The following is a 19,259-nucleotide window of genomic DNA, read 5'->3' as shown; positions in this document are numbered from 1 at the left end:
ATTCGTGCTATCCTCGGGCAAAATACAGGGCGGCAGCAATGCCGCCCTTTTTTGTTGTGGCCGGGTGCGGCTGCCACGGCAGCCGCGTCGAGCCCGCCATTCGCCTGAGTACCCGATGTCCCTGACCGACCGCTCGCGGCTGCGCCGCCTGCTGCTCAAATCGCTGCCGCTGGGCGCGATGCCCCTGATTCCCGTGCCCGGCCGCGCCGCCCAGGGCGGCGATGCCCCCATTGGCGGCCCCGGGCGGCCCATTTCGATGGTGCTGCCGTTCCCGCCCGGCGGCAGCGTCGACATCGTCGCGCGCCAGCTGCAGCCCGGCCTCAAGGCCGGCCTCGGCCAGACCGTGGTGATCGACAACAAGCCGGGCGCCGGCGGCCTGATCGCCTCCAGCACGGTGGCGCGCGCCAAGCCCGACGGCACCACCTTGCTGATGGCGTTCGACACCCACGCCATCAACCCGTTTGCCTACAAGCAACTGCCGTACGACACCTTCCGCGATTTCACGCCGATCTCGCAACTGGTGCGCTTTCCGCTGGTGATCGCCGCCAACCCTTCGCTGCCGGCTTCCAACGTGAAGGAACTGGTGGCGATGGCGCGCGAAAAGCCGGAGAGCATCCACTACGCGTCGTCTGGCGTGGGCAGCCTCAACCAGTTGGCGGCCGAGGCGCTGGCGACCGAGGCCGGGGTGCGCTTCCTCCATGTTCCATACAAAGGCGGCGGCCCGGCGGTGCAGGCCGTGCTGTCCAACGAAGTCGACGTCTTCTTCTCCAGCTATGCCGCCGTGCAGGCGCACGTGGCGGCCAAGACGGTCAAGCTGCTGGGCGTGACCGGCACCACGCGGCTGCGCCAGTTCCCGCAGCTGCCGACCGTGAGCGAGCAGGGCTACCGCGGCTTCGAGGCCTATTCCTGGATCGGCGTGTTCGGCCCGGCCGGCCTGTCCGAGCCGGTGGTGGCGCGCCTGCACGATGCGCTGGTGCAAGCCTTGCGGCAGCCGCGCGTGATGGATGCGCTGGCCATGCAGGGCTTCGAGATCGTCGGCGGCACGCCCGCCGAACTCGCCAGCCTGGTGCGGCATGAGCACGACAAGTGGCAGGCGGTAGCGCGCAAGGCCAATATCCAGTTCGATTGATTGCAGCAAATTGCAGAGGTAGCGATGACGACGGAACCGCTAGACCATGCCGTGATGGTGTGCCCCGACCTCGATGCCGCTGCGCAAGCGTGGCGCGGGTTCGGCTTCACCCTGACGCCGCGCGGCTACCACACGCTCGGCTCGCAGAACCACTGCGTGATGCTGGAGCGCGACTACCTGGAGCTGCTGCACGTCACCGCGCCCAGCCCCACGCGCCAGTATTACTGGGATGCCCAGCAGGCCGGCGGCGGCTGCGCCGCGCTGTCCTGCAAGAGCGCCGACGGCGTCGCGGCGGCGGCGCAGCTGCGCGCGGACGGCTGGCATGCCTCGGAGCCGGTCAAGTTCTCGCGCCCGGTGCGGCTGGACGACGGCAGCGAGCATCCCGCCACGTTCCGCGTCACCGCCATCGACGACGCCCCGGGAGCGCGCTTTTTCTTCTGCGAGCATCTCACGCCGGAACTGCTGTGGCGTCCCGAGTGGACCACGCACGCCAACGGCGCCACCGGCATCGCCACCATGTTCCTGGTGGTGGCGCCGGCGCTGGTGGACGCGGCCGGCCGCGCCTACGCCGAACTCACCGGCGGCGAGATGACCCAGCTCAACGATCACATCTGCAGCCTGGCGCTGGACGGCGCGACGCTGGTCGTGACCACGCCGCAGGCGCTGTCGGCGGCCACCGGCACCGAGCAGGTGCGGCGCGCGGTGCCCGGCTATGCCGCCATCCGGCTGCGCACCGCCGATCTCGCCGCGGCCCGCGCGGGCTGGCGCGACGCCGGTGTGGGGGCGGTCGACCTCGGCCCGGCGCAGAGCCTGATCCCGGCCGCGCTGGCCGGCGGGGTGGCGCTGCTGTTCGAACAGGCGCACTGAGCGCGCCTGCCTTCCCGGCCCGGGGCGCTCAGGCGCCCTTGCCGGCGTGATGCACGCCGGTCGAGCCGAAGCCGCCCGCGCCGCGCGCGGTATCCGCGGAAAAATCCTCCACCGTCCTGAACACCGGCCGCAGCACCGGCACGAACATCATCTGCGCGATGCGCTCGCCCGGCTGGATCACGATCGGCTCGGTGCCGGGCGCGTTGCGGTTCCACACGCTGACCATGATCGGGCCCTGGTAGTCCGCATCGATCACGCCGATGGAATTGCCCAGCACCAGCCCCTTCTTGTGGCCCAGGCCCGAGCGCGGCGCGATGGTGGCCGCCATGTAGGGATTGCCCATGTGCACGGCGATGCCGGCCGGCACCAGTTGCGCCGGCGTGCCGGGTTCGATGGAGAGCGCCGCATCCAGGCAGGCATGCAGGTCGATCGCCGCCGCCATGTCGCTCTGGTAGGCGGGCAGGCCCCACTCGTGCAGGCGTGCGTCGAGCACCTTGATTTCGACGGTCGGATTGGCTTCGATGGTCATGGCTGGTCGGTCCCGGAAACGAAAAACGTTGGCAACCCGGGATGATAGCCGAACGGGCCGCCGCGCCGGCCGGCCTCACTGCGCCGAAAGATCGAAGGCCTGCGCCAGCAACTCGTAGGTGCGCAGCCGCGCCGCGTAGCTGGCGGCCACGCTCAGCACCACCAGCTCGTCGGCCTGGAAGCGCTCGCGCAGGTCCAGCATGCGCTGCGCGACCTGCTCCGGCGTGCCGCAGATGGTGCGCGGGCGCTCGCGCTCGACGATCAGGCGGTCGCGCTCGGTGGGCTCGTGCTGCGCGGCCTGCGCCAGCGACGGGATCGGCGCGTTGACGCCGTAGGCCATCTGCAGCCGGCGCAGGTCCACCGCGCGCTCCAGCGCCGCCGCCTCGGCCTCGGTATCGGCGCAGATCACGAAGATCGCCGCAGCGCTGTACGGCCGCTCGTCGTAGGCGGGCGTGAAGTCCTCGCGGTAGTGGCGCGCCACGGCGTGGCCCATGTGCGGGTTGATGAAGTGGGCGAAGGCGAAGCGCAGGCCCAGCCTGGCCGCCAGCGCGCCGCCGTAGTCGCTCGAGCCCAGCACCCACAGCTCGGGGCGGGTATCGATCTCCGGCTGCAGCACCACGCCCTCGGCGATGTGGCCCGGCGGCACCTCGCCGCGCAGCAGCCAGGACAGATCCTGCACCTGCTCGGCAAAATGGTCGCCGCGGTTGTAGTCGCCCATCGCCACCGCCTGCGCGGTGCGCATGTCGCCGCCTGGCGCGCGGCCCACGCCGAGGTCGATGCGGCCCGGGAACAGGCCTTCGAGCATGCGGAACTGCTCGGCCACCTTGAACGGGCTGTAGTAGGGCAGCATCACGCCGCCCGAGCCCAGCCGGATGCGCTGCGTGACGCTGCCCAGGCGCGCCAGCATGACTTCCGGCGCGGGGTTGCACACGCCGCGCAGGCCGTGATGCTCGGCGCACCAGTAGCGCGTGTAGCCGAGCGCGTCGGCGGCCTGCGCCAGCTCCACCGTGGCGGCCAGCGCGTCGCGCGCGCTGTGGCCGGCGATGACCGGGCTCTGGTCCAGCACCGAGAGGCGCAGCTTGGGTTTGCTTTCAGGCATGTGGGGACTCGTGCGGAAGGGGACTCGTGCGAAGGGTCGGGCGGCCGGGGTTCAGCGGCAGGCGCTCATGTGCGTGCCGGCAGGCGCTGGCCGATGGCGGCCACCAGGTCGCGCGCCAGCGTCAGCTTGTCCGCGCGCGGCAGGCGCGTCACGCCCCTGGCGTCGAACAGCACGATCTCGTTGTCGTCGAGGCCGAAGGTCTGGTGGCCGATATTGCCCACCAGCAGCGGCACATTCTTGCGCTGGCGCTTCTGCTCGCCGTATTGCTCGAGCTTCTCGCTCTCGGCGGCGAAGCCCACGCAGTAGGGCGCGTTCGCGCGCGCCGCCACGGCCGCGAGGATGTCCGGGTTCTGCACGAACCGCAGCGTCGGCGTGTCGGTGTCGTTCGCCTTCTTGAGCTTCTGCGTGGCCACCTCGGCCGGGCGCCAGTCGGCCACCGCCGCCACGGCGATGAACACGTCGGCGCCGGTCAGGTTCGCCAGCACCGCATCGAACATCTGCTGGGCGCTTTCCACGTCGGCGCGCGCCACGCCGCGCGGCGTGGGCTGCGCGGTCGGCCCGGCCACCAGGATCACGTCGGCGCCCGCCTCGCGCGCCGCGCGCGCGATGGCAAAGCCCATCTTGCCCGAGGAGCGGTTGGTGATGCCGCGCACCGGGTCGATGGCCTCGAAGGTCGGCCCGGCCGTGATCACCACGCGGCGGCCCGCCAGCGGCTTGGGCTGGAAGAAGGCGACGAGGTCTTCCACCAGCTCCGCCGGCTCCAGCATGCGGCCGTCGCCGATCTCGCCGCAGGCCTGGTCGCCGCTGCCCGGGCCGAGGATGGTCACGCCGTCGGCGCGCAGCTGGGCGGCATTGCGCTGCGTGGCCGGCGCGCCCCACATCTGGCGGTTCATGGCGGGCGCCACCAGCAGCGGGCAGTCGCGCGCGATGCACAGCGTGGAGAGCAGGTCGTCGCACAGGCCGTGTGCCAGCCGCGCGAGGAAATCGGTGGAGGCGGGCGCGATCAGGATGGCGTCGGCCTCGCGCGAGAGGTCGATATGGGCCATGTTGTTGCCCACGCGCGCGTCCCACTGCGAGGTGAACACCGGCCGCCCGGACAGCGCCTGCATGGTGACCGGGGTGATGAACTGGGTCGCGGCCTCGGTCATGACCACCTGCACGGTGGCGCCGGCCTTGGTCAGCAGGCGGACCAGCTCGGCCGACTTGTAGCAGGCGATGCCGCCGGTCAGGCCAAGGACGAGATGCTTGCCTCGCAGATCCATGGATATGCTCTTTGCTCGAAGGTGTGATCCGGGTGCCGCGGCTGGCTTGCCTGGCAATTGCCCTGCAATTGCATGCCGCTGCGCCGGAGAAACGTCAATAATACCGGCTTGCCCGCGCGCGCGTTTGCCGCGCGCCGCCGCCGGCGTTCCCGGCCATCCCGGCCTCTCACTTTCCCACCGTCCTCATGTCGCCACGTCCCTTGTTCCGCCAGCACCGCCCGCAGCATCCGCTGCGCCTGCAGAACCGGATCCTGCTGCTGCTGGCCGCCGGCCTGGCGCTGGCCCTGCTGCTGCTGGCCTTCGCCAAGGACTGGCTGCCGCGCGAGGATGTGCCGGCGCGGGCGGACTGGATCGTGGTGCTGGGCGGGGAGTCGGGCGAGCGCGTGATCGGCGCGGCGGAGCTGTACCACGCCGGCGTGGCGCCGTTCGTGTTCGTCACCGGCACCGGCGACTGCCTGCTGAACGTGCGGCGCCTGGTCATGGCCGGCGTGCCGCGCGGGCGCATCGGCTACGAGTGCATGTCGCGCAGCACCATGGAAAACGCCCGCATGACGCGGGCGCAGCTGGAACGGTTCGTACCCCGCCGGGCGGTGCTGGTGACCAGCTGGTATCACACCAGCCGGGCCCTGCAATCGTTCCGCCAGAGCTGGGGCGAGGTCGAGTGGGGCGCCCACGGCGTCCACCCCGGCGTGAGCCTCGACAAGTCGCTGGTGGTCTACGAAGCGGGCGCGGTGCTTGCCGAATACCTCAAGCACGCCTGGTACGCCGTGCGCTACTGAGCGCGGCGCTCGCTGGCGCCCGGCGCGCTCAGTGCCGGCGCACGCGCCGCAGCTCGTCGATGATCAGCAGCACCGCGCCCACCGTGATGGCGCAGTCCGCCACGTTGAACGCGGGCCAGTGGTAGTTGCGGACGTGGAAATCGAGGAAGTCGATCACGTGGCCGTAGGCCACGCGGTCGACCACGTTGCCGATGGCGCCGCCCAGGATCAGCGAGATGGCGAAGCAGAACAGGCGCTGGCCGGTGTGGCGGTACAGCATCCACACGATGAACAGGCCCACCACCACGCCCAGCGCGGTGAAGAACCAGCGCTGCCAGCCGCCGGCGTCGGCCAGGAAGCTGAAGGCGGCGCCCTTGTTGTAGACCAGCACCAGGTTGAAGAAGCCGGTCACCGGGCGCGATTCGCCGTAGGCGAAGGTCCTGACGATGACGATCTTGAAGAACTGGTCGAGCACGATCACCAGCAGGGCGAACGCCAGCCACAACAGCGGCGTGGTGTTGCTGCCCTTGCTGGCGCGCTTGCCGGCGCGCGCGCCGCGCGTGGTGGTGGCGGCCATCAGGCGTGGCTCCTGTGTTCGCCGGCGCCGAACAGGTTGCTGTCGCAGCGCCCGCAGAGGGTGGGATGGGCCGGGTCGCGGCCGACGTCGGCGCGGTAGTGCCAGCAGCGCTCGCACTTGGCGTGGACCGACGGCGTCACGGTCACCAGCAGGTCGCCGCCCTCCGGTGCCGGCTCCACCTTGGCCGCCGAGGTCAGCAGCACGAAGCGCAGGTCGTCGGCCAGGCTTTGCAGCGCGGCCAGCACCGGGCCGCCGGCCTGGATGGTGACCTCGGCCTGCAGCGACGAGCCGATCTCGCCGTCCACGCGCACCGCTTCGAGCTGCTTGGTGACTTCCGCGCGCACGTCGCGGATGGTGTGCCACTTCTGCAGCAGGTCGTCGGCTTCGTCGACCGCCGGCACCTCGTAGTAGGTGCTGGTGAAGATGGTGTCGCGGTGCGCGGTGCCGTGGCCGAAGATCTGCCACGCTTCCTCGGCGGTGAACGAAAGGAACGGCGCCATCCAGTGCAGCATGGCCTGGGTGATGTGGTAGATCGCGTTCTGCGCGGCGCGGCGCGCCTGCGAGCCGGGCGCCGTGGTGTAGAGGCGGTCCTTGAGCACGTCGAGGTAGAAGCCGCCCAGGTCTTCCGAGCAGAACGTCTGCAGCTTGGCCACCACCGGGTGGAACTCATAGGCCTCGTAGTGCGACAGGATCTCGCGCTGCAGGCGGCCGGCCAGCGCCACCGCGTAACGGTCGATTTCCAGCCATTCCGAGGCCGGCAGCGCATGCTGCGCGTGGTCGTAGTCGGCCAGGTTGGCCAGCAGGAAGCGCAGCGTGTTGCGGATGCGGCGGTAGCCTTCCACCACGCGCTTGAGGATCTCGTCGGAGATCGACAGCTCGCCGGAGTAGTCGGTCGAGGCCACCCACAGGCGGATGATCTCGGCGCCCATCTTGTTCGACACCTCCTGCGGCGAGACCGTGTTGCCGACCGACTTCGACATCTTGCGGCCTTCGCCGTCCACGGTGAAGCCGTGCGTGAGCAGCGCCTTGTAGGGCGGCTTGCCGTACAGCATCGAGGCGGTCAGCAGCGAGGAGTGGAACCAGCCGCGATGCTGGTCCGAGCCTTCCAGGTACAGGTCCGCCAGGCGGCCGTCGGGCAGGTCGGCCGACGGATCGTACAGGTCCGCGCGGTGCGAGCCGCGGATCACGGTCCAGTGCGTGGTGCCGGAGTCGAACCAGACGTCGAGCGTGTCGCGGTTCTTTTCATACAGGGCGGCCTCGTCGCCGAGCAGTTCCTGCGGGTCCAGCGTCTGCCAGGCCTCGATGCCGTGCTGCTCCACGCGCCTGGCCACTTCTTCCAGCAGTTCCGGCGTGCGCGGGTGCAGCGCGCCGGTTTCCTTGTGCACGAAGAAGGCCATCGGCACGCCCCACTGGCGCTGGCGCGACAGGGTCCAGTCCGGCCGGTTGGCGATCATGTTGTGCAGGCGCTGCTTGCCCCAGGCAGGGTAGAACTCGGTGGCCTCGATGCCGGCCAGCGCGGTTTCGCGCAGGGTGGGGCCGTCGTCGGCCGGGTCCACGTCCATGCCCGCGAACCACTGCGAAGTGGCGCGGTAGATGATCGGCGTCTTGTGGCGCCAGCAGTGCATGTAGCTGTGGGTGTACTTGTGCGAATTGAACAGGTTGCCCGAGGCTTCCAGCACCGCGACGATCTTCGGGTTGGCGTCCCAGATCTTCTCGCCGCCGAACAGCGGCAGCGTGCTGGCGTAGACGCCGTCGCCCATCACCGGGCTGATGATGTCGGCGTCGGTCATGCCGTGCGCCTTGCAGGACTGGAAGTCTTCCACGCCGTAGGCCGGCGCCGAGTGCACGATGCCGGTGCCGGTATCGGTGGTGACGTATTCGCCCAGGTAGACCGGCGAGAGGCGGTCGTAGCCGGCGTCGGTCCCGGCCAGCGGGTGGTGGAAGCGGATCTCCGCCAGAGCCGCGCCCGTGGTGGTGGCCAGCACGCTGCCCTCGAGCCCGTAGACCCTGAGCTGTTCCTCGACGCGCTCGGTGGCCAGGATCAGGTAGCCGCGCGGCGTGTCGACCAGCGCGTATTCCACCTCCGGATGCACGTTGAGCGCCTGGTTGGAGGGAATGGTCCACGGCGTGGTGGTCCAGATCACGATCCAGCCCGGCTTGGCCGCCAGTTGCGCGGCCGGCAGCCTGAACGCATGGGCCAGCTTGTCGGTCTCGGCGAACGGGAAGCCCACGTCGATGGAAAGGTCGGTCTTGTCCTTGTACTCGACCTCGGCCTCGGCCAGCGCCGAGCCGCAGTCGAAGCACCAGTTCACCGGCTTGAGGCCGCGGAACACGTAGCCCTTCTCCATGATCTTGCCCAGCGCGCGCAGCTCGTCGGCTTCGTTGCTGTAGTTCATGGTCAGGTAGGGATGGTCCCAGTCGCCCAGCACGCCCAGGCGCTCGAAGTCCAGCTTCTGGCGGGCGATCTGCTCGGTGGCGTAGGCGCGCGCCTTCGCCTGGACTTCCTGCACCGGCAGGCCCTTGCCGAACTGCTTCTCGATCTGGATCTCGATCGGCATGCCGTGGCAGTCCCAGCCCGGCACGTAGACCGCGTCGAGGCCCGACAGGCCGCGCGCCTTGATGATCATGTCCTTGAGGATCTTGTTCACCGCATGGCCGATGTGGATGTCGCCGTTGGCGTACGGGGGGCCGTCATGCAGGATGAACTTCTTCGCGCCCTTGCGGGCGGCCCGGATCTTCTTGTAGATCTGCTTGTCCTGCCACTGCTTGACCCACAGCGGCTCGCGCTTGGGCAGGTCGCCGCGCATCGGGAACGGGGTGTCGAGCAGGTTGACCGGATACTTGCTTTTTTCGGGCTTGGCGCGTTTGTCGTTGGACATGTCGATTCTCGGGGCAATTCGGTTGGCGCGCGGGGCACCAGCTCGGCTGGCTGCGGGCGCGCGGTACGGCGTGGGCTGGCTGCGGGGAAGCCTCGGGTTTGAAGGGGTAGCGACCCGGGTCCCGCGGTGCGGGAACGGGGCGCTAGCTAATTCGGTCGGTGGCGGAGGTGGCGAAGTCGCGCCCGCCCGCGGCCGGGGGCGTGCCCTCGGGCGAGCCCGGCACGGTCAGGCCGAAGAACGCGCGCGCATCCGCGCAGTCCTTGGCGATGGCCGCGGTCAGCGCCTCCAGGCCGTCGAAGCGGGCCTCGTCGCGCAGCTTCTTCATGAACTCGACCCGCACCAGCTTGCCGTAGACGCTCTGGCTGAAGTCGAACAGATGCACTTCCAGCAGGACCCGGCCGGCATCCTCGATGGTCGGGCGCACGCCGATGCTGGCCACGCCGGGCACCGGATGCTCGCCCAGCCCGTGCACCTGCACCACGAAGATGCCGCTGACCGCCGGCCGCTTGTGCGAGATGCGCAGGTTGATGGTGGGAAAGCCCAGGTCGCGCCCGAGCTTGCGGCCGTGCACCACGTGCCCGCTGATGGCGTAGCCGTGGCCGAGCAGGCGGCGCGCATGCTCGAGATCGCCGCCGGCCAGCGCCTGGCGCACCGCGGAGCTGGAGATGCGCACGCCGCCTTCGGAGACCGAGCCCATCTGCTCCACGTCGAAACCGAACTGGGCGCCGGCCTCCTGCAGGTAGGCGAAATCGCCGGCGCGCTTCGCGCCGAAGCGGAAATCGTCGCCGACCAGCAGCCAGCGCGCGTGCAGGCCGTGCCACAGCACGTTCTCGACGAAGGCTTGCGGCGACTGGGCGGCGAAATGGGCGTTGAAATGCTCGACCACCACGCGGTCGACCCCGTTGCGGCGCAGGCTCTCGAGCTTGTCGCGCAGCAGGGCGATGCGGGTGGGCGCCTTGTCCGGGGTGAAGAACTCGCGCGGGTGCGGCTCGAAGGTCATCACGCACAGCGGCAGGCCGCGCGCGTCGGCCGCCGCGCGCGCGCGCGCGAGCAGCGACTGGTGGCCGCGGTGGACACCGTCGAAATTGCCGATGGTGAGGGCGCAGGGCGCCCGGCTCTCGGCATTGGGCAGGCCACGGAAGACTTTCACGAGGACGGCGTCAAGCGTTTGGGTAAAGCGAGCATTATAAGGCGAATGGGGGACGAGTTCCCCGGAGGCGCCAGGCCCGGCACGCAGGCTGGCGTTTTTGTGCACGGATCGGCCCATCGGCGTGGCGCCGCTCCCCAAAAGGCGGCATGATACGGCGGATCGCATCCGACGCCCCAGCCCTTCCATTGAACGCGCTGCTCAACCGAATCCTGCCGCCGCCAGGGCCTCCGCTCGATACCGAAACGCGGGCCAAGCTGCTGGCGACCATCCACCGCGTTTCTCCCACCGCAACCGTTGCCTCGCTGGTGCTGCCGGCGCTCACCGCCGTCGCCTTCTGGTCCGCCGCCGACCATGCCGCGCTGCTGGGCTGGTGCGGCGTGATGCTGGTCCTGGCGACCGCCTCCACGTGGTTCTACTACGGCTACCTGCGCGACGGCGCCACCATGAGCCGCTCGGCCCATACGCGCAAATGGTGGGCCAATATGCGGGCGCTGGCCTTCCTCACCGGCCTGACCTGGGGCAGCTCCGCGCTGCTGCACCTGTTCACCGGCTCCACCGTGTTCTCCAGCGTGCTTTACCTGCTGGCGCTGGGGGTGCTGGCCGGCGGCGTCACCGCGCAGTCGCCGGTGCCGTCGAACCTGGTCTATGCCGGCATCCCGATCCTGGTGCCCAACATCCTGCTGGCCGACTACGCGTTTCCCGGGCACGGCACCTACGTGCAGCTGCTGCTGGTGGTCTACGCCATCATGCTCACGCGCCATGCGCTGAACCTGCAGCGCACGCTGGTGCGGGCCATCCAGCTCGAGAGCGACAGCCGGCGGCTGGCCAAGCAGTTCCAGGAGGAAAAGGAGCGGGCGCTGCACGCCAGCGAGGAGAAATCCCGCTTCCTGGCCGCCGCCAGCCATGACCTGCGCCAGCCCGTGCATGCGCTGGTGATGCTGGTCGAGGCGCTGCGCGCGCGCAACAAGTCGTCCTCGCTCCACCCGCTGGTCGAGCAGGTCGCCGCCGGCACCCAGACCATCGACCTGCTGTTCCGCTCGCTGCTGGACCTGTCCAAGCTCGAGGGCCGCAAGGTGCTGCCGACGCTGGAGCCGTGCGAGCTGGGCCACCTGATCAACGAGGTGATGAGCCAGTTCGCCGCCGACGCGCGCGAAAGCGGCCTGACCCTGACCCCGCGCGTGCCCGAGGAACTGTTCGCCATGGCCGAGCCGGTGCTGCTGCGCCGGGCGCTGTTCAACCTCGTGCAGAACGCGCTGCGCTATACCCGCCGCGGCGGCGTGCTGGTGACCGCGCGCGAGCGCCGCAAGCATATCCGCGTGGAAGTGTGGGACACCGGCGCCGGCATCACGCCGGAGCACCTGCCGGACATCTTTTCGCCGTACTACCAGGTGCACAACCCCCAGCGCGACCCGTCCCAGGGGCTGGGGCTGGGGCTGGCCATCTTCAAGGAGTGCGTGCGCCTGATGCGCGGCACCTACGGCGTGCGCTCGGTGCCGGGGCGCGGCTCGGTGTTCTGGTTCTCGCTGGCGCCGGTGGAGGCCGAGACCGTGGCCACCATCCGCGCCGTGCGCGCCTCCGCGGCGGCCGAGGAGACCAAGCCGGACCACCTGCGCGGCACCGTGCTGGTGGTGGACGACGACACGCAGATCCGCAAGGCCTGGATCGCGCTGATGGAAGCCTGGGGCATCCAGGTCGCCTGCGCGGCGCACGGCGCGGACGCCGACCACCTGTTCATGCAAGGGCTCAGGCCGGACATCATCTTCTGCGACCTGCGCCTGCCGGGCAGCGAGAACGGGCTGGACCTGCTCGAGCGCTGGCAGAACACCCAGCCGCAGGCGCGCAGCGCGCTGCTGTCGGGCGACCTCAAGTCCGATGCGCTGGCGGCGGCCGAGGAGGCGGGCTATTTCGTGCTGCCCAAGCCGGTCGATCCGGCGGCGCTGCGGCTGCTGCTGCGGCGCTGGCTGCGTCCCGCCTGAGGAGAGGAGAGGGAGGGGGAAGGCCCTGCCGGGCTGGCCGGGCGCTTACTGGCGCAGGCGGAAACGCTCCATGCGCGACATCACCTGCATGCGCGTGCGCACGCCGAGCCGCTGCAGGATCGCCGAGACGTGTTCCTTGACGGTGTTCTCGGTCAGGCCCAGGCGCCGCGCGATGACCTTGTTGGGCAGTCCTTCCAGCACCAGCGCCAGCACCGAGCCCTGGCGCGGCGTCAGCCCGAGTTCCGCCGGCGTGACCGGGATGCCGTGGGCCGGGCCGAAGGACTGGGCGCGGCCGCTGAGGGCTTCGTCTGAAGGAAACGAGGTGTCGCCCGCGAGCACCTTGCGCACGGCCGCGGTGAAGGCATTGGCGTCGAGGTGCTTGCCGACGAAGCCGTAGGCGGCCAGCGCGCGCGCGCGGCCCACGATCTCCGGCGTGGCTTCGGCGGACATGAAGATGAAGCGCGCCGAGGGCACCAGCGTCTTGAGCGCCTGCATAGCGTCGAAGCCGGTGCCGTCGGTCAGCCAGATGTCCAGCAGCACGATGTCGGGCCTCAGCCCCTGCTGCAATGTATTGAGCGCCTCTTTGGCGCTGCCGGCGGCATGGACCGCAACGTCGGGCATCACTTCCGCCAGGAAGGCGGTGGTGCCGGACAGGGCCATGGGATGATCATCGACCACCAGCAAGGTCGGTGCAGCGTTCGACATGCGATTTCCCGTCTAATTTTCCACTTCGTCCTTGTTGTCACTTGAAGCCGCGTGAAACGGTCTGCGCGTGGACGATAGCAGCCACTCTAGCAGAGCGGGCGAGGCGTCACAATCCATGAACAAGCTAACGACGTTGCGCGCAGGCCATGCCATCCGGCTTGCCAACGGTCGTTTCGCGTGTTTTAAGTGCCTAATGCGCTCGCTTCGGCCGTGTATGGGCCCTGCCTTGGTAGAATTGCGCGATGAAAAATATCGTTATCCTGATTTCAGGGCGTGGCTCCAACATGGAAGCCATCGTCCGCGCCTGTGCCGCCGAGGGCTGGCCAGCGCGCGTGGCGGCCGTCCTGTCCAACCGGCCCGATGCCGAGGGCCTGCAGTTCGCCGCCGCCCACGGCGTGGCCACGGGCGTGGTGGACCACACCGAATATGCCGACCGCGCCACCTTCGACGCGGCCCTGGCCGCCGCCATCGATGCCCACGCGCCCGACCTGGTCGTACTGGCCGGCTTCATGCGGATCCTGACCCCGGGCTTCGTCGACAAATACGCGGGGCGCATGCTCAATATCCATCCTTCGCTGCTGCCGTGCTTTCCCGGCATGCATACGCACCGCCAGGCCATCGAGGCCGGCGTCAAGATCCACGGCGCGAGTGTGCATTTCGTCACGCCCGAGCTCGATCACGGCCCGGTGATCGCCCAGGCCGCGCTCGACGTGCTGCCGGGCGACACGCCGGACAGCCTGGCCGAGCGCCTGTTGCCGGCCGAACACGTCATTTACCCGCGCGCGGTGCGCTGGTTCGTCGAGGACCGCCTGCGCGTGCACGCCGGCGCGGTCAGCGTCGAACCCCCAGAATCCCAGTTGTTTACGGCCTTTGCTGCCGCTACGGAGGTGCAGTCATGAGCCGGAATACCACAGGAGCGCGCCAGCCCGTGCGCAACAAGCGCAAGGCCACCCCGATCCGCCAGGCCGCGCGCACCGGCGACAGCCGCGACGGCCACGCGCCGCAGCAGGGCCGGGCGCCGCACGGCGGCCTGCACGCCGTGCATATCCAGCATATCGACCGCCTGCTGGGCAAGGTGCTGATGTTCACGCGTCCGTCCGACGTGGTGGTGAGCTACTACTTCCGCGAAAACCCCAAGCTGGGCCACCGCGAGCGCGGCATCATCGCCGAGGCGGTGTTCGCGGTGTTGCGCCGGCGCGTCGAATTCTCGCAGTTCGCCGCCAGCGGCACGGGCGCCTCGCAGCGCCGCCTGGCCCTGCTGGGCCTGGCCGCCACGCTCGGCCGCGATGTCCTCACGCCGTTCCTGCTGCCCGAGGAAGGCGAATGGCTGGACCGCCTGACCACCATCGAGCGCTCGAGCCTGGCGCCGCGCGTGCGCGCCAACCTGCCCGAATGGCTGTTCGACGAGCTCGCCGCGCGCCACGACCAGGCCTTCGTCGAAGCGCTCGGCGACGCCTGGCTGCGCCCGGCCCCGCTGGACCTGCGCGCCAACCTGGCCAAGACCTCGCGCGAAGCCGCGCTGGCCGAGCTGGAGGCCGCCGGCCTCAAGGCCGAGCCCACGCCGATGGCGCCCGCGGGCATCCGCCTGGCCGGCAAGCCCGCGCTCAACCAGTTGCCGCTGTTCGTCAACGGCCTGGTCGAAGTGCAGGATGAAGGCAGCCAGCTGCTGTGCAACCTGGTCGCGCCCAAGCGCGGCGAGATGGTGGTCGACTTCTGCGCGGGCGCGGGCGGCAAGACGCTGGCGCTGGGCGCGCTGATGCGCTCCACTGGCCGCCTCTATGCCTTCGACGTGTCCGAGAAGCGCCTGGCCAACCTCAAGCCGCGCCTGGCGCGCAGCGGGCTGTCCAACGTGCATCCGGTGCAGATCGACTCCGAGCACGACGCCAAGATCAAGCGCCTGGCCGGCAAGATCGACCGCGTGCTGGTGGACGCGCCCTGCAGCGGCCTGGGCACGCTGCGGCGCAACCCGGACCTGAAGTGGCGCCAGTCGCCGCAGTCGGTGCTGGAACTGACCGCCAAGCAGGCCTCGATCCTGGAGTCCGCCGCGCGCCTGGTGAAGGTCGGCGGGCGCGTGGTCTATGCCACCTGCAGCGTGCTGGAAGCCGAGAACGAAGGCATCGTGCGCGGTTTCCTGTCCACGCATCCGGGCTTCCGCCTGGTGCCGGCCGCGCAGGTGCTGGCCGAGCAGAAGATCGTGGTGCCGGGCTTGCCCGAGGACGCCGGGATGCTCGCGCTCTATCCGCACCTGCACCAGACCGACGGCTTCTTCGCCGCCGTGCTGGAGCGCGTCGGCTAAGGCCAAGGCCGCCGCGCCCGGTACCGGCAGCAGCACCAGGACGCTACGGACACCGAGGACACCGAGGACGCTGCCAGGCAGCGTCCTTTTTTCATCGCGCTTCCCGCCGCACCGTTCCTCACCGCATCCCCAGCAGGCCTTCGATGGCCTGCGCCAGGGCCACCAGCCGCGGCGCCACGTCCTTTTCCACCGCGGCAAAGCTGCCGGCCCGCGCCGGCACGCCGCAGTTCACCACCAGCAATTGCGCGTCGACCGGCTGCAGCATCGGCACGGCGAAGCCGTACACCTGCGCGCGCCACTCGCCGCGGTTGATGCAATAGCCGCGCCGCGCGAAGTCCTGCCGGGCTTTCTCCGCCGCCGGCGCGAGCTGGCGGAAAGCGGCCGGGTCTTCCAGCCTGAGCCGGTTGAGCACCTCGGTGCGTTCCGCGGCCGGCGCGCGCGCCAGCCATGCCCGGCCGATGGCGGTGGTGAGCATGGGCAGCGCCGCGCCGATATCGGGCGTGACCACCAGGCTGTCGGTCGAGCGAGCCGTCTCCACATAGATCATCCGCGTGCGCTCGCGCAGGCCCAGCGACACGGCCCCGCCGACGTGGTCGGCCAGCGCCTTCATCAGCGGCCGCGCGGTCTGGCGCACCTGCATGCCGGCCAGCAGCGGATAACCCATCGACAGCACGGCCGCGCCCAGGCGGTATTTGCCCAGCAGCGCGTCGCGGCGCAGGTAGCCCAGCGCGCAGAGCGTGTGCGTGAGCCGCGCCACGGTGGATTTGGACAAGCCCGTGCGGCGCGCGAACTCGGCGTTGCCCAGCAGCGCCTCGCCGGGCCGGTAGGCCAGCAGGAGGTCGATGCCGCTGGCCAGCGTGCCGGCGAACTGGCGGTCGCGTTCGGCGGCGGGCGGCATGGTCATGGCTGGCGCAGCGCGGCCTCGACGCCGCGCACCATGCGCAGCAGCCGCGGCCCCATGTCGCGCTCGAGCTTGCGCGGCGTCATGCGCGCGCCGGGCACGCCGCAGTTGAACACCAGGACGTCGCCGTCGATGGGGTCGCGCATGGGCACCGCGACCGCATGCACGTCCGGCTGCCATTCGCCGCGCGAGAGGCAGAAGCCATGCGTGGCGAGGTCGCGCGCGGCCTGATCCAGCGCCGCGCCGTGCGCGCGCCATTGCGCGGGCTCGTCATGGCGCAAGGCGGCGAGCACGCCGTCGCGCACCGCCGGCGGCGCCTGGCACAGCCACGCGCGGCCCATCGCGGTGGCCAGCAGCGGCAGCGTGGCGCCGATGTCGGGCCGGAACGCGATGGCCTCGTGGCCGCGGCTGGTCTCCACGTAGACCATGCGCAGGCGGTCGCGCAGCCCGAGCGACACCGAGCCGCCGACGCGGTCGGCCAGCGCCTTCATCAGCGGGCGCGCCAGCTGCCGCACGCGCATGCTCGACAGCAGCGGATAGCCCAGCGACAGCGTGGTGGTGCCCAGCCGGTAGCGGCGCAGCGCGTTGTCGTAGTGCAGCAGGCCGCGCGCGGCCAGCGTGCAGGTCAGGCGCGAGATGGTGGCCTTGGACAGCCCGGTGCGCTCGGCCAGCTCCTTGTTGCTGAGCACCGGCTCGCCCACGCGGAAGCACTGCAGCAGCGCCAGCCCGTGCGCCAGCGTGGTGGCGAAGGCCGGGTCGGGATGATGCGGGCGGCTGGGCATGGGAAAGGGCCTTCGGGGACGAGCCTCCATCATAGCGGCCGGCGCCCGCCGTGGCGTTGCCGGCGGCACGCGCGGTGTTCAAGATAGCGAAACAACGGTCCTGTTTCCGCGCGCCGCTTGCTACGCTGCTGCGCATACCGTCCTGCAAGGGCGGAACGCACAATGGAGCGAGACAGATGATCAGGGATCCGGAAGCCTTCGCGGCGTTCCAGGCGCAGTTGCGCCGTTTCGTGCGCGAGCGGCTGGTGCCGCGCGAGGCCGAGGTCGCCGCGCGCGACGAGGTGCCGGCGGCGCTGGTGGACGAGATGGCCGGGGCGGGCATGTTCGGCTATTCCATTCCCGAAGCCTATGGCGGCGCCGGCATGACCACCGAGGAACTGGTGCTGGCGGCCATCGAGCTGTCGCAGTGCTCGGTGGCGTTCCGCGCGCGCGTCGGCACCAATACCGGCATCGGCTCGGAGGCGCTGGTGGCCGACGGCACGCCGGAGCAGAAGCAGCGCTACCTGCCGCTGCTGGCCAGCGGCGCGCTCACCGGCGCCTTCGCGCTCACCGAACCGGAGGCCGGCTCCGACGCCACCGCCTTGCGCACCAGCGCGCGCCGCGACGGCGACCACTATGTGCTCAACGGCAGCAAGTGCTTCATCACCAATGCGCCCATCGCCGGCCTGTTTACCGTGATGGCGCGCACCGACCCGGAGCGCGCCGGCGCCGCCGGCATCTCCGCCTTCCTGGTCGAGCGCGGCACGCCCGGCCTGAGCACCGGCCAGCCGTACCAGAAGATGGGGCAGGCTGGCTCGCCGGTGTCCGAGGTGCATTTCCAGGACTGCCGCGTGCCGGCCGCCAGCCTGGTCGGCGGCGAGGAAGGCCAGGGCTTCCGCACCGCGATGAAGGTGCTCAACAAGCAGCGCATCCACCTTGCCGCGCTGTGCACGGGGCCGGCCATCCGCATGCTCGACGAAGCGGTGCGCTTCGTCAGCGAGCGCCGCCAGTTCGGCCAGCCGCTGGCCGAGTTCCAGCTCGTGCAGGCCATGATCGCCGACTGCCAGACCGAGATCCACGCCGCGCGCGCGCTGGTGCTGGAAACGGCGCGCGCGCGCGACCGCGGCGAGGACGTGGCCATGCAGGCGTCGATGTGCAAGTACTTCGCGTCCGAGATGTGCGGCCGCGTGGCGGACCGCTGCGTGCAGATGTTCGGCGGCTACGGCTACATCGCCGATTTCGGCATCGAGCGCTTCTATCGCGACGTGCGGCTGTTCCGCTTGTATGAAGGCACCAGCCAGATCCACCAGCTCAACATCGCCAAGCGTACGCTCGCGCTTGCCGCGGCGCGCGGCTAGCCTGCCCCCGCATACCCGACGAGGAGACATCATGTTCAAGCGCATTCTTGCCGTCCTGCCCCTGCTGCTGGGCGCGCTGGTCCCGCTGCGGCCCGCGCTGGCGGACGCCGCTTATCCCGCCAAGGTGATCCGGCTGGTGGTGCCGTTCGCGCCCGGCGGCTCCACCGACATCCTGGCGCGGCTGCTGTCCGAGCGCCTCAAGGACGAGCTGGGGCAGACCGTGATCGTGGAAAACCGGCCAGGCGCAGGCGGCAACATCGGCGGGGAGGTGGTCGCGCGCGCGGCGGCCGACGGCTACACGCTGCTGCTGGCCGCGGCCGGTCCCACCGTGATCAACCCCAGCCTCTACGCCAAGATGCCGTTCGACCCGGCGCGCGACCTGGTACCCGTGACCATGCTGGTGCGCGAGCACAACCTGATGGTGGTGAACGCCAGCCTGCCGGTGCGCAACCTGAAGGAATTCATCGCATATGCCAAGGCGCATCCCGCGCAGCTCAGCTTCGGCTCGCCCGGCAACGGCTCGCCGGCCCAGCTCGGCGGCGAGCTGTTCAACCAGCTCGCCGGCGTCAAGCTGCAGCACGTGCCCTACAAGGGCAGCGGCCCGGCGGTGGCCGACCTGATCGCCGGCCACATCAACCTGATGATCGACAACATGCCGGCGCTGATGCCGCACGTGCAGTCCGGCAAGCTGCGCGCGCTCGCGGTGGCCAGCGAGAAGCGCGCCTCCGCGCTGCCCGACGTGCCGACCGCCGAGGAAGCCGGCGTCAAGGGCTTCGTGGTGACCGCATGGAAGGGCCTGATGGTGCCCGCGGGCACGCCGCCGGCGGTGATCGCCAGGCTGAACCAGGCCACCGTGAAGATCCTGTCCTCGCAGGACATGCGCAAGCGCCTGGTCGATCTCGGCGCGGAGCCGGTCGGCAACACGCCGGAACAGTTCGCCGCGCAGATCCGCAGCGATGCGCGCTGGTGGGCGGCGCTGGTCAAGTCGACCGGCACCACGCTGGACTGAGGGG

17 protein-coding genes are annotated in these 19,259 nt (G+C 70.3%); 8 read left to right on the top strand and 9 right to left on the bottom strand.

Annotation, left to right across the window (positions count from 1 at the left end; translation table 11 throughout):
• The first annotated feature begins 115 nt into the window (after positions 1-115).
• Positions 116-1,129, top strand: coding sequence for a Bug family tripartite tricarboxylate transporter substrate binding protein (locus tag ACKI2N_RS16050; RefSeq protein WP_420993560.1), 1,014 nt, complete (start codon positions 116-118; stop codon positions 1,127-1,129).
• Positions 1,130-1,153: 24 nt separating this feature from the next.
• Complete coding sequence (locus ACKI2N_RS16045; RefSeq protein ID WP_420993561.1) at positions 1,154-1,996, top strand: VOC family protein; 843 nt, start codon at positions 1,154-1,156, stop codon at positions 1,994-1,996.
• A gap of 28 nt (positions 1,997-2,024) precedes the next feature.
• Here the strand turns inward: ACKI2N_RS16045 and dut are convergent, their stop codons facing one another.
• The 3 genes from dut to coaBC all read right to left on the bottom strand — a co-directional run bounded on the left by dut (position 2,025) and on the right by coaBC (position 4,885).
• Entirely contained in the window at positions 2,025-2,525 is a 501-nt protein-coding gene (dut, locus tag ACKI2N_RS16040) for a dUTP diphosphatase (RefSeq protein WP_420993562.1), read from the bottom strand.
• Positions 2,526-2,600: 75 nt separating this feature from the next.
• Positions 2,601-3,623 carry an LLM class flavin-dependent oxidoreductase gene (locus ACKI2N_RS16035; protein ID WP_420993563.1) on the bottom strand — a complete coding sequence of 341 codons (1,023 nt, stop codon included), beginning with the start codon at positions 3,621-3,623 and terminating at the stop codon, positions 2,601-2,603.
• A gap of 65 nt (positions 3,624-3,688) precedes the next feature.
• Positions 3,689-4,885: a bifunctional phosphopantothenoylcysteine decarboxylase/phosphopantothenate--cysteine ligase CoaBC gene (gene coaBC, locus ACKI2N_RS16030; RefSeq protein ID WP_420993564.1), complete on the bottom strand. Its 1,197-nt coding sequence runs from the start codon at positions 4,883-4,885 to the stop codon at positions 3,689-3,691.
• Between the two features lie 185 nt (positions 4,886-5,070).
• On the opposite strand from coaBC, the gene ACKI2N_RS16025 reads away from it, so the two are divergent.
• Positions 5,071-5,664 carry a YdcF family protein gene (locus ACKI2N_RS16025; RefSeq protein ID WP_420993565.1) on the top strand — a complete coding sequence of 198 codons (594 nt, stop codon included), beginning with the start codon at positions 5,071-5,073 and terminating at the stop codon, positions 5,662-5,664.
• 28 nt (positions 5,665-5,692) lie between these two features.
• Here the strand turns inward: ACKI2N_RS16025 and lspA are convergent, their stop codons facing one another.
• The 3 genes from lspA to ACKI2N_RS16010 all read right to left on the bottom strand — a co-directional run bounded on the left by lspA (position 5,693) and on the right by ACKI2N_RS16010 (position 10,249).
• Entirely contained in the window at positions 5,693-6,220 is a 528-nt protein-coding gene (gene lspA, locus ACKI2N_RS16020; RefSeq protein ID WP_420993566.1) for a signal peptidase II, read from the bottom strand.
• On the bottom strand, positions 6,220-9,099 hold the full coding sequence (ileS, locus tag ACKI2N_RS16015; protein ID WP_420993567.1) for an isoleucine--tRNA ligase: 2,880 nt from the start codon (positions 9,097-9,099) through the stop codon (positions 6,220-6,222). The genes lspA and ileS overlap by 1 nt, the downstream gene beginning before the upstream one ends.
• Before the next feature lie 142 nt (positions 9,100-9,241).
• Entirely contained in the window at positions 9,242-10,249 is a 1,008-nt protein-coding gene (locus tag ACKI2N_RS16010) for a bifunctional riboflavin kinase/FAD synthetase (RefSeq protein WP_420993568.1), read from the bottom strand.
• Between the two features lie 146 nt (positions 10,250-10,395).
• Here ACKI2N_RS16010 and ACKI2N_RS16005 point away from each other — a divergent pair, with 146 nt between their 5' ends.
• A complete protein-coding gene (locus ACKI2N_RS16005; RefSeq protein ID WP_420993569.1) occupies positions 10,396-12,225 on the top strand; it encodes a hybrid sensor histidine kinase/response regulator in 1,830 nt (609 codons plus the stop codon).
• A 45-nt stretch (positions 12,226-12,270) separates the two neighbouring features.
• On the opposite strand, the gene ACKI2N_RS16000 is transcribed toward ACKI2N_RS16005, so the two are convergent.
• Positions 12,271-12,930, bottom strand: a complete 660-nt coding sequence (locus tag ACKI2N_RS16000; RefSeq protein ID WP_420993570.1) for a response regulator — start codon at positions 12,928-12,930, stop codon at positions 12,271-12,273.
• A 242-nt stretch (positions 12,931-13,172) separates the two neighbouring features.
• Between ACKI2N_RS16000 and purN the strand changes: the two genes are divergently transcribed.
• Entirely contained in the window at positions 13,173-13,829 is a 657-nt protein-coding gene (purN, locus tag ACKI2N_RS15995) for a phosphoribosylglycinamide formyltransferase (RefSeq protein WP_420993571.1), read from the top strand.
• Complete coding sequence (locus ACKI2N_RS15990; protein ID WP_420993572.1) at positions 13,826-15,226, top strand: RsmB/NOP family class I SAM-dependent RNA methyltransferase; 1,401 nt, start codon at positions 13,826-13,828, stop codon at positions 15,224-15,226. The genes purN and ACKI2N_RS15990 overlap by 4 nt, the downstream gene beginning before the upstream one ends.
• Positions 15,227-15,344: 118 nt before the next feature.
• Here the strand turns inward: ACKI2N_RS15990 and ACKI2N_RS15985 are convergent, their stop codons facing one another.
• Both ACKI2N_RS15985 and ACKI2N_RS15980 read right to left on the bottom strand, forming a co-directional pair.
• Positions 15,345-16,124, bottom strand: a complete 780-nt coding sequence (locus ACKI2N_RS15985; RefSeq protein WP_420993721.1) for an IclR family transcriptional regulator — start codon at positions 16,122-16,124, stop codon at positions 15,345-15,347.
• A gap of 2 nt (positions 16,125-16,126) precedes the next feature.
• A complete protein-coding gene (locus ACKI2N_RS15980) occupies positions 16,127-16,909 on the bottom strand; it encodes an IclR family transcriptional regulator (protein ID WP_420993573.1) in 783 nt (260 codons plus the stop codon).
• Between the two features lie 176 nt (positions 16,910-17,085).
• On the opposite strand from ACKI2N_RS15980, the gene ACKI2N_RS15975 reads away from it, so the two are divergent.
• Both ACKI2N_RS15975 and ACKI2N_RS15970 read left to right on the top strand, forming a co-directional pair.
• Positions 17,086-18,246, top strand: coding sequence for an acyl-CoA dehydrogenase family protein (locus ACKI2N_RS15975; protein ID WP_420993575.1), 1,161 nt, complete (start codon positions 17,086-17,088; stop codon positions 18,244-18,246).
• 31 nt (positions 18,247-18,277) lie between these two features.
• A complete protein-coding gene (locus tag ACKI2N_RS15970) occupies positions 18,278-19,255 on the top strand; it encodes a Bug family tripartite tricarboxylate transporter substrate binding protein (protein ID WP_420993576.1) in 978 nt (325 codons plus the stop codon).
• Positions 19,256-19,259 lie beyond the last annotated feature (4 nt).

Source organism: Cupriavidus sp. 30B13 (assembly GCF_049059565.2).
GTDB lineage: Bacteria > Pseudomonadota > Gammaproteobacteria > Burkholderiales > Burkholderiaceae > Cupriavidus.
This window is presented reverse-complemented; position numbering and strand designations above follow the sequence as displayed.